The sequence below is a fragment of the Mycoplasmopsis columbinasalis genome, assembly GCF_900660705.1.
Taxonomy (GTDB): Bacteria; Bacillota_I; Bacilli_A; order Mycoplasmatales; family Metamycoplasmataceae; genus Mycoplasmopsis; species Mycoplasmopsis columbinasalis.
In genome coordinates this window covers 501,580-512,393 of the sequence record NZ_LR215043.1, presented here as the reverse complement: position 1 = coordinate 512,393, position 10,814 = coordinate 501,580, and the positions used below count along the sequence as shown (strand labels likewise).

Annotated in this window: 2 protein-coding genes; both read right to left on the bottom strand. The window is 32.9% G+C overall.

Features of this window, described 5'->3' with window-relative positions; translation table 4 throughout:
• Positions 1 to 123 precede the first annotated feature (123 nt).
• The gene (locus EXC55_RS02110; protein ID WP_129623037.1) at positions 124 to 7,122 is read right to left on the bottom strand and encodes a hypothetical protein; all 6,999 of its coding nucleotides are present in this window, start codon (positions 7,120 to 7,122) and stop codon (positions 124 to 126) included.
• Positions 7,122 to 10,733, bottom strand: a complete 3,612-nt coding sequence (locus EXC55_RS02105; RefSeq protein ID WP_129623036.1) for a PDxFFG protein — start codon at positions 10,731 to 10,733, stop codon at positions 7,122 to 7,124. The genes EXC55_RS02110 and EXC55_RS02105 overlap by 1 nt, the downstream gene beginning before the upstream one ends.
• Positions 10,734 to 10,814 lie beyond the last annotated feature (81 nt).

Sequence of the window (10,814 nt, the reverse complement as noted above, 5' to 3'; positions counted from 1 at the left end):
GAGTTATCTGTCAAATCATAGTTTTAAATGAATTTTTGGATTTTTATCATCTTTACGTATTAAATTAAGCGTATATCGCTTTCTTATAGTTTGATTCGTAAAATTAGTTTTAAATAAAATGAATTAACTTGCATTGAATTGTTTTTGCACAATTAAAATGCTTTTACCATTATAGTTTTCACCATAAAGATTATCTTGAGCTTTGGTAACTTTGACAGGCGCTTGGTCAAATGTTTTGCCATTTTCGCTCACACTCTCCACATCACCTAAATCCACTTCATAGGCAAAAGTTCCTTGTGCATCAGAAGCAAAGTATAGATAGTAAGTTGAACCTGGATTAAGTAATCTATCTTTGTAATTACTCATCACCGCATAGTTAGAAACTCAGGCTGTAAAACCAGTTCCTTTGTGCTTACCATTTAAATCTGTATATGCATATTCTTCATCTGCTAAACGGTGGCGTGCTGCAGAATCGAGCTCATTGTTAGCTTTTTGTGTCTTGTAATAGAACAAATTATCAGTGTTTTCAGTTGTCACTGGCAGCGTTTTGACTTCACCAGTTTTAAGATCTTTGAAGGCTAAATATTTAATTTTGTCCTTCATATCATTTGGCACATAACCAAACATTGCCACAGCATCTAAGTCCAGATTTCTTCAAATTTTAGTTAAATTACGACGACCAATTCCTTGAGCTTGCAAGTAATATTGCCAGTAAGCTGTCACAAGATTAGTAACTTTTTCGCCTTTTAAATCTTTAATTCTGATGGTGTGATCTTCGACTGGTTGCCCTTGATCATCATAAAGTAAAAAGTCTGTAATTTCACGATATCAACGGTCTTTATACCAAGCATTATTATCGGTTTTGATTTGACCAAAATAACTACTACTTAGTCTTGCCGGCATAAAATCACTTGCTTGCGAAAACATCACTGTATCGGTATATTTGCTGTAGTTGTAACTATAAACTTTGTTTTCGTCTTCGTAAGCTTTAGTGTAATTTATCAAAGTATCCATAATATTTTTTGTTGTGTAAGAACGTTCTAACTCGACAAATTTTTCTTTTCACACTGCTGCTTTTTCACCATTAATTACATAAGTGCTGCCAAGCAAACTTTCTGAAGCAGTACCAATTGCAGTTGGTAAATGAGTAAAGTTTTTAGTCACCGGTGAATAAGTAATTTGTAAATTATCACGGTTAATGGTTTCGGCTCAATTTCAAGCGTAATCGCTAAAAAGTTGATTGAACTCACGGTATGTTTTCGAGTAATACAAGCTTTCAATGAATGGATCTGGTTTGTCTCTGACGAAACCACTTAATTGTGAAAAGTAAGCTTCCGCATATCAAAGTAGTGGTAACTGTGTTGCAAAACTTCTGTGATTTTTTTCTCATTTTCAGAAATTCCATCTAATCATTGGTGCAACAATAGTTTTGTTGCTATTGTTAATTAAGACATCTAAGAAGGTAATGTTTCTTGGAATCAAACCATCAATTCAGTCTTTTAAGTATTCTTTGTTGTAAGGTTCATCACCTTCATAATTTAGGGAATGCATTAATTGTTTGTAATGAGCTAGTAACTCATCACTCCAGGTAATTGGTGTTTCCTTGTTTTGAGTTGCAAAAATGTCAAAATCAAGTTTGTAATCATCTAACCCGAAGTTTTTATCAAAAATTCACTGTATATGTTGAAATGCTGGTTCACGCAATTGTTGCATTGTATAAGCTGTGTGTACCAAAGCCAATGGACTGCGAAGGAAACGATACATAAATTCGTTAGCAAGCAATTGTGTTTGTTCGGTTTCATCTTGTGCATCAAGAATCGCTTGCATTTGTGTGCGTTTTTCAGGACTAATGTCACCACTTTCCACTCAGAATTTAATTCCTTTGAAGAATAAGTCTCTGTTTCACTTAGTGTTGACATACGCTACATCCCAGTCAATTCTGCGTTTTTCTTCATTTAGTTTTGTTTTACTTAAGTCGACTTTAACAAAACTTAAGAACGCATCTGTTTTACTAAATTCTAACTCAGCGCCATACTTGCCATTGACACCAAAAGCTTCAAAAAGACTTAGTTCGTAATTTTCAGTGAGTGCAGCTAAATTAACTTTAGCTGTGGTAGCCCCACCTAACAAACTAGGATTGTTAAGGTCTAATTTGTAATTATTACCTTCATTATCCAATGCGAAAAAGACTTGTGGTTTAGTTGACACGCCGCCAAAAGCCGTCATTATTGATTGCAATGGTGAAATTACGTTTTTTAAGCCCAAAATGCGTGGACTGCTGACTTCTTCAGTCATTGCATAATTGATCTCATAATCAGCTCTTGTTAAAACTTGGTGTAAACGCTGTAACACATTTTCCGATAAGTTGTTTGAGTTTAAGGTGTTAGTAATAACGATGTGTTCGTCACGCGTACGACCTAATTTTGAATTTCACAACGCTAAGGCTTGTGAACCATCTTGGTACATCAAAATTTGTTCTGGGTCGCCAAGTGACTCAACTACTTCTTCGGGTAGTGCTGGTGCCGCACCGATTCGAAGGCCTTCTCCTTTAGAAGTGTCTAAAGCTAACGCAAAGGCACTGAAAAGTTTTTGTAAAGTTGAATAATCATTTGACAAGTTCGTTGAATCAAAACTTGCTTGGTAACTGTTAGCAACTCAATATGAACGAGCGTTGTTCATAAATAATGGGTTTTTTGGTCCGTTAATTTCACCTTTGTCGTCGACAATGTTGCCATCAGCATCAATGTTATAACTGCCACCGCTAGCAGCAGCAAGCGTTGATCATTCATTTGATGAAGCTTTAAAGTAATCACGAAAACCTGTGCGCGTACGATTTAGCACATAGTTAAAGTAAGCTTTTCAACTCATTGCGTAGTGTGCGGGCACTAATTTATCGTCAAAGTGAAAATCAATTCATTCACCAAAAGGAAAGTCTTGCAAAATGTTTAATTCCTTTGTCACATCAACTTTAGCTGAACTATGATTGCGGTCTCAACCATAAGTGCTAACTTCTGATGGCACAAATGCCTGAATTGAAGCAACAAGTTGGTTAACCAAATTATTGTAGTACTCAATATCTTTTAGATCGGTTAGTTCCACGTTAAGTGGTAACTTTACTGCATCCGTACCATCTGCATTTTTAATTAAAACTTTTGTAAATTTTTTGCGTTTAATGTAGCCTGTGTTTTCATAGACATCTTGGAATTTTATGTCTGCACCATTAACATACTCTCCTTCGACTACATTTGGCACTAAGTCACCGGTTGGAGTGTAACTAAAGGTAATTGGGTTACCGGCTTTGTCAGTAAGGTTGAGATTTTTGTTTTCAACACTTGCAATTTCAAAAACTTCCTCACCATTCTCTTTTTTCTGCAAGATTTTAATTAAACCTTTAAATTTCGATGGATTAAGAGTAGCAGAATTAGGATCTAAAGTGTTCAAAAGTCACAAGTCTGAAATGCGAAGATATTTAGCATCATCACCGGTTAAATTATTTTCTTGTCTGCGTGCTTCAACAGCAGCAAGAAATGAATCATAATGTTGACCAAACCGACGTTTTTTGTTACTAAAGGCTGCTTGAATATCATAAACACCATCTTCAGTGCCAAAAACATCACGTGGGTCTTCGTAAACAAATTCAAGTTCACCATTTTCATTACGTCTTGGTAATTTTCATTTTGGATATTCGCCATACGCACTATCATACCCTTGATTTTCTTTGTTAAAGTCAAGCAAAATATTATTATCAAAATCAAGATTACTTCTAGCTTGTAGGTATAAACGTAAATTGTCTGCGTTGTTGTAAGCAGTAAGCTGAGGTTGCGAACCTGGCATCAGTGCGCTTACTAAAAGTGGCTTAGTTCCTTTGTTGCCAAGATCTTGTGCACCATTTAAGGTAATATGGTGACCATATTCGTGCGCACTAACAAAAGTTAAAAAGTCAGCTGATAAACCTTTGAATGAAGGATCAGACACCTTAAGTACACTTCAAAGTCCAATTCTCGAATTTGCAGTTCAACCTAAGTAACTACCTTCTTGAATTTCATAACGATAAACACCATCAGCGTTTAAAGTTTTTACTAAGTGCGGACCATTTTGTCACTCAGCAGCATAAGGGAATTGTTCCTTGATTTTATTGAGTAAACCTGGATAAGCCTCAAGGTAAACTGAATAAAGTTTTTCTCTTTCTCCTTTTTGATTAAAAGTAAAACCAGTTTCTTGAATTACATAAGGATTAATAATTCTTTCGTAACCTAATTCTTTAAAGAATTCATCGATTTTTAGTGCTATGTCAGCTTTAACGTTTGCGTCGAATTCAACTATTTTATAGCCATCTGTGTAACCTTGATTTACAAAATTAAGCGTTTCATCTTTTGAAATTTCGCGCAAGAAAACAGTTAATTTTTGGCCTTCTTTGGCAAATTTTACGACATTAACTTCTTTAATTTTGGCAAGAATTTCTTCTTTATTATCTTCTGTTGCAATACCAGCATTTTGTAGTTTATTAATCAGAATAAGCGGACTTTTAGCAAAGAAAAATTTATCTGGATTATCAAAATTGATAATATTGCCTTCTTTACGCAACATTTTGGCATCTTTTGTTTCGTCAATAATTTTGTCACGCAAAATTTGGTAAAGTGATTTAGTGCTGCTTTCACGATTTAATCTTGTATCCAAAGTTGTATTCAACAAATCTTCATAAGATGTGGTGTAACCAAAAATATCATCTATGGTTTTTTGAATTTCAACTGGTGTTTGAGCTAACTCATCTTTATATTTTGACCAAGGACTTGGTTTACTTAACTCATTACTATTAAAAGTATCTTCGAATTTTTGTAAATAACCTAATGCTGTTGAAGCCAAATTACTTACAACATTATTTGTTGGTCCCTCAAGATCTGGATAAATAAGAGCTCTTGAATGTAAAGCATCATTAGCATTTGCTAAAGAATTGATAAAGAAGTCGTTTTCAAGAGTTGATTTAAAGAAGAAATGTTGAAATAAAGTTTCTTTGTTTTGATCGAAAAGAGTTTGCAAAGTTGTCTTGGCGCTATCAACTTCTGCTGTGTTTTTGCTGTTTTGAATAATTTCGCTTAATTTTTTTGCTTGATTAATAATTAAATTTACGTTAGCAAAAGAATCAGTAGCCTGTGTAGCGAACAACGGATATACAAGTGGCGCAATCACACCAAAAAGTGTTCTAGAAATGTTAAATGAAAGTGATAGGGGATTAGTGATTCGTAAATCTAGTTCACCATCTTCATTAAATTGAAGTAAACTAAGTTCACCAAATAACTGAGTTAAAGTATCAATATATTTTACGTATGTACCTATATCATTGTTTGATTCGTTTAATTTATTATTTCATTTGGTTTTCAAACTATTGATGTCGAGATCTCAATTTAATAATTTTTGTTTATTATCTGCAAGCTTATTTGTAGCATTTTCTACTTTTACTAACTGATCGCTTAAAGCGCTTAAAAAGTTTGAAATATTAGCATTTTCAATATCAGATAAGTTTGGATCTTGGCGTAATAATTCTAATGTTTGATTATAAATTTGCTTGAGTTCAGTTAAGTAAAGATCAATTTTTGATTCAGCATTTTTGTAAGCATCAATGATTTCTTGTTTCTTTGCAAAGAAATTAGTTAACGGTGCAAAAATATTAGCTATTTTGTCATCAAGTTCAGCTATTTTTGCACTGATTTTTGTTTTTCCGGCATCACTTAAATTATATGCATCGGCGAAACCAAAATAAGAGTAAGCAAAATGTTCGTAAGAGTCTTCATTAGGCAAGTCGAATAAATCACTGTATTGAGTAATTAAAGTTTGCGCAAACTGATTGATTTTGGTTTGGTCAAAAGTATCACCTAAATTAATTAAGTGATTTCCTTGACTATCTTTAAGGTCAAAATATTTAAGTCCGCTTTGTCTAAATTTATCAAAATTATTTTGTTTTAGTACATTTGAGGAACCATCAATAAATCATTTAAGAAAAGTTTTAATTCCAACTGCACCATAAGGAAAAGCATCTTCATCACTTGCTGTTTTAACTTTTTCAAAATTTACCAAAATTTGTTGTAAAAACGTTTTGCTTTTTTGTAAATTATTAAGATTTGATAATTGTTGATTAACAAATTCGATATCTTGTTTTCAAAGATCTAATTTTTGGTCGATTTCAATTTTGACATTTTCCACGTCGAGATGTTTTTGGTCGGTTAATAATGCATCATACTGAGTTTTGAATTCGAAAATTTTGTTAACAGTCGGATTACTTCTGGTTTCATTTACCATTGCCGCTGTTGCATTAAAAATTTCTGTCGCAAGTCCTGATTCATTGATTGCTGGACGAGTTTCAATAAAACCTAAAGGTAATCAAGCCTCAATATTCGCACTTGCTTGATCAATCAATTTTTGTGCTTCTTGAGCTGTTTTGAAAGATTTAACAAAATTTTGGAAGGCGATTTTTGCTTCCTCATTGTTAACTAAATTTGTAAATAGAACATTATTGTTTGTGATAGTTGTATTCAAAATATCAATTACATCATTAACAGCTTTGAAATTTTGGTACTCACTACCATCTTTACCAAAGACAGGATCAATGGTTTTGGTGAAGTACTCAAAATAATCATTACTTGCAAGACGGCGGAACGATTCGCCGGGTAATGGCATTCAAGCGCTCTTTCAAGGTGAGAAAACATCACCTTGAATAAATGAATCAGGTTGAGTAATTAATCTAATAAATTCAGTGGTACTAAAAGCAAACCTAATAATTGGCGAATCAGTAGTAGCAGTTGCAATTGCTTCATCAGTTAACGGTGTGTTTTCATCAAATTTTTCCACTTGCGCAAGCAAGTCGAAAAGGTATTCGTTAGTAGAATCTGCTACTGCTCATTCTTGGTCATCTTGAGCGGAAGTACCAATGCCTTTAATCAAATAAACACCAGTAAGTGGTAAACCAGAATTACCAGTAACTGTACGTGTGCTTAAAATTGCTGAAACTTTTTTACCAATAATATAAAGTGTCGAAATAATTGAGAAAAGACCTGAAGTACTCTGTTGACGCGCAACCTGAGCTTTTAAAAATTGATATTCATTGTAAGCTGCTTCTAAAGTTTCCACTAACCTGTATTAAAGTATTTAGAAAGTTCATTGAAAGCAAGAATAGTGTTTAAAAATAAGTTTGATTTCCGAATTTCATCTTCGGTATAAGCAGTTGGATCTGGATGTTTAGTTTTGAAAAATTCGTATTTCTTACTTAAACGAGCAATAACTTTTTCGAGCTTTGTTTTAAAGTTTGCCTCTTTTAACGCTCTTAACATTGCGCTAAAGTTATTAAGAAAAATTTGTTCAAAAGTATTGAAAAATGTTAAGTAAGTTGCGTTTTCTCCACCAACAGCATCATCAATAACTGTGTTTCCTGAACTGTCTTTAAAGATGTTTTTAAATTCTGCACTAACATCAGCAGCTTTCTTTTTATTTTTGCTTGCTGGATTAGCTGCTTCCCTGTCACCACCAGCAAGTAAAGTAAGAATACTTTTCCGATTTGCGTCGTGTGCTCACTCGTCTAGTAATGAAATTGTGGTGCGACCTAAACTAACTTTTTCATCTTGTGAAAAAATAAACTTGTCTCTTGCTTGGTCAAAATCAACATTTTGAGCATAAATTGCAATTTTGTCAAAGAAAGCTTTAATTTGTGCTTCGGTTTCCAATGTTTCATTAACAAAATTTTTATAATAATCACTTAATTTGTGGTCATAAAAAACACCAAAAGAGTTAGCTTGATATTGTTGTCCAATTGAATTCAACAAAATTGTTTTCGAAATTGTAGTTTTTAAGATTTGCGCATCTAATTTTGCTTTCTGTTCACTTACTAACGCGTTTTTCTTTGTGTTGTAAGTATTGATTAAAGTGCGGTATGCGCTTAAAAATTCTTCATTATTCAAATTAAGGACATTCGAAACTAAGTTTCAAACAATACGTTTGAAACGTAAATCAATAGTTTTTTCTGCTAATTCAACTTGTAAATCGTTAAATTTAGTAATTTTTGTGCTTAGTTGGTTAGCTAATCTCTTTTTCAAAGCATCAAAATTATTAAAAAGACCAACTAAATTACTATATTGCTCTCAAGTAAAACCTGTTTGCTTGAAAAAGTTCAAAAGGTTCGAAACATATGCAATGTATGCTGCACTAGTGGCCTTGTCTTGACCAGGTTGCACAAGCGTAGCAGGATCTACATCAACTAAAGCGTCATAAATATTTTTAGCATTGGCATCTATAATTGCATTTGCTTTGGCCAAAATACCTCTAAGACCTAAGTTTTCATTTGAATTGGCTGGTGGATTTTGATTACCTTCCAAAATGTAATTAATAAATAACTCTAAATATGAGTTGGTTTGATTTTCTGGTCTTAGATATGAAAACTCTAAAAATGCTTTTAGTTCGCCATTAGACTCAATTGAACCATCAAATTTTTCGTGACCAGGCAATTTGAAATTGAAAGGTAATGGGGTTACATCTTGAGTAGCATAAACAGAATTTAAAATAGTTCAAGCTGATAAATTCTCTCCATTTACTTCGTCTTTAAAAAGAGAACTATTTAAGTTAGTAATTTCAGTTTGAATGGCATTGGTACGAGCTTCGAGCGCGTGAATTTCATTGATTAAAACTTCTTGATCAATTTCACTTGACGTGGTGTTATCTTTTAGTGAATCAAGTGGTTGTTCATCGGTGTTGTTATAAAAGAAAAATTTAGTTGCTGTATTTTCTTTAGCAACGCCATTAACTATATTTTCGCTGACTTTTTTGCGTAAAAAACCATTGAGATTCGCAAAATCTCTTCAGTTAATTCTATGTTCATTGGTTTTCTTAGTTAATGTATTTAGTGTAATTAAATAATTTGGTAAGTCGCCTAAATCAACATTGTAAATAAAACGATTAGTTAAGTTTTGGCGTTCAACTACTTTGCCATCAATTTGACCATCAACAAGTAGAGCTAAGTCATTTCAATATTTTGTATAAATTTCATTGATTTTGGTGGTAAATTCACTTTTACGAACATCAAGATCACGTCTTTCAGTACTTTCGTTAAGTAATGCTTGTTCTTGTGTGTTGTAAGTTTGAACAAAAGTTTCTGCCTTAAATGCCTCAATTAATTGATAGGCTGAAAATAATAATTTAGCTTTATGTGTACTGAATAAAGCTTCTTTGGCAAATCTTAAAAATCTAATTCTTTCTGCTGTTTTTGAATAGTCGTTTTCGGCTGGCTCTTGACTTTCATCAACTTTTGTATCATCAATGCCTTCTGTGTTTTGATAAATGGCAAATTTTTCATTTAACTGTGCTAACAATTCAGCATTAACTTTGAGTTTGTTGGCAACAGTTTCAAGTGCTTGGTTGTAAGTGGTTGTTAAAACACGAAAACGATCACGCGCGCTGTCGAAAGCTAATTTTAGATATTCGTGCGAACTACTGTTATAACGCACAATTCTTGCCACATTATCGTCTGTGGTGGTTTCATACCATGTGTTTGAAATTAAATCAAAAAGACGGAATGAAGAACCATCTTGGAAGAAAATCTTTAGATAATCGCGCACAATTCCTTGTTTTGTAATACTTGAAAGAAAAGTTGTGGAAACACTAAAAATACTTTTTTCTTCTAATTTAACAGTGTTAATATCAATTAAATCAAAGAGATTATATTTGTCATCGGCAACATATTTTACGAATTGCGATTGCAAGTTTGCTCTTGCTTGGTCTTCGGTGTCACCATCAATTAACAATAAATAAACATAACCATCGTTAGCAAAATCCTGTTTGATTTGTTCAACCATTGCTTGCGAAACGGTGTTAATCAATTTATCTTCAAGTTTAGTTGTTCAATCTTGCACTTTAACTGCTCAAACTTTAGTGCCAATTAATTCTTTGTAGTTAGCAATTGTTCTAAAACTTAAGTCAAGATTTCGTTCGTCAGTAAAACCTTTAGCAACATTAGCATAAGAGTTATAGTCATTAATTTTAGATAAAAATTCCTGCAATTGTGTTGCAGTTAATTCGTTTTTGTTTAGTTTGTAAGTGAGAGAATCTCTGTGGTTGTTCGGACCATCATTTGTTGAATAAATTGGAAGCGAACCAAAAAATGCGTCAACAAAAAATGAAATCGAAGTAATTTCTTTATTCTTTTCTTCGTGTTGTCCAAGTAAAATTGCATTTCCATTGTGTTCTACACCACGTACAAGTGAAAAGCTTTTAAGAGTAATAATTTCTGGTCCTCAAGAAACATTTTGCATAAATCATTGAGTAAATTTGAAAAATTCAGCTGCTGAAATAGATTCAATATAATCATTGAAAAAGTTAAAAGTACCATATGAAATTTGAAACGAAGGCAATTCACGATTTGCTTCAAAATAGTCTGCAAGATAAGTGTCTACGTCAACCGATTTGTTTTCACCATTAATTGTGTAATTAATTTTGTCATTTTTGAAATCATAACTAGCTACTTCGGAAAGATGATCTTTAGTAACAATTTTCGCAACAACATCGGTTTCAATATTTGAAACAAATCGATTAATTAATGCTTCAGGCGCAACTGGGTTTGTTTTACCAGTTTTTTCGTCAGACTTACTTGCGTGTAAATAAACAGCACTAAGTGCTGTCGCGACCCCTGCGGCTAAAATTCCGGCCGAAAGCACATATTTTGGTCACACTAAAGTTTTAAAATTGAATTTTTTCATTATTACTCCTTGTATGTTTTGTAAGCACAATAAATAAAAAAGTACTTAAACAAGCACTCTTTTATAAAATTTTGGACCACA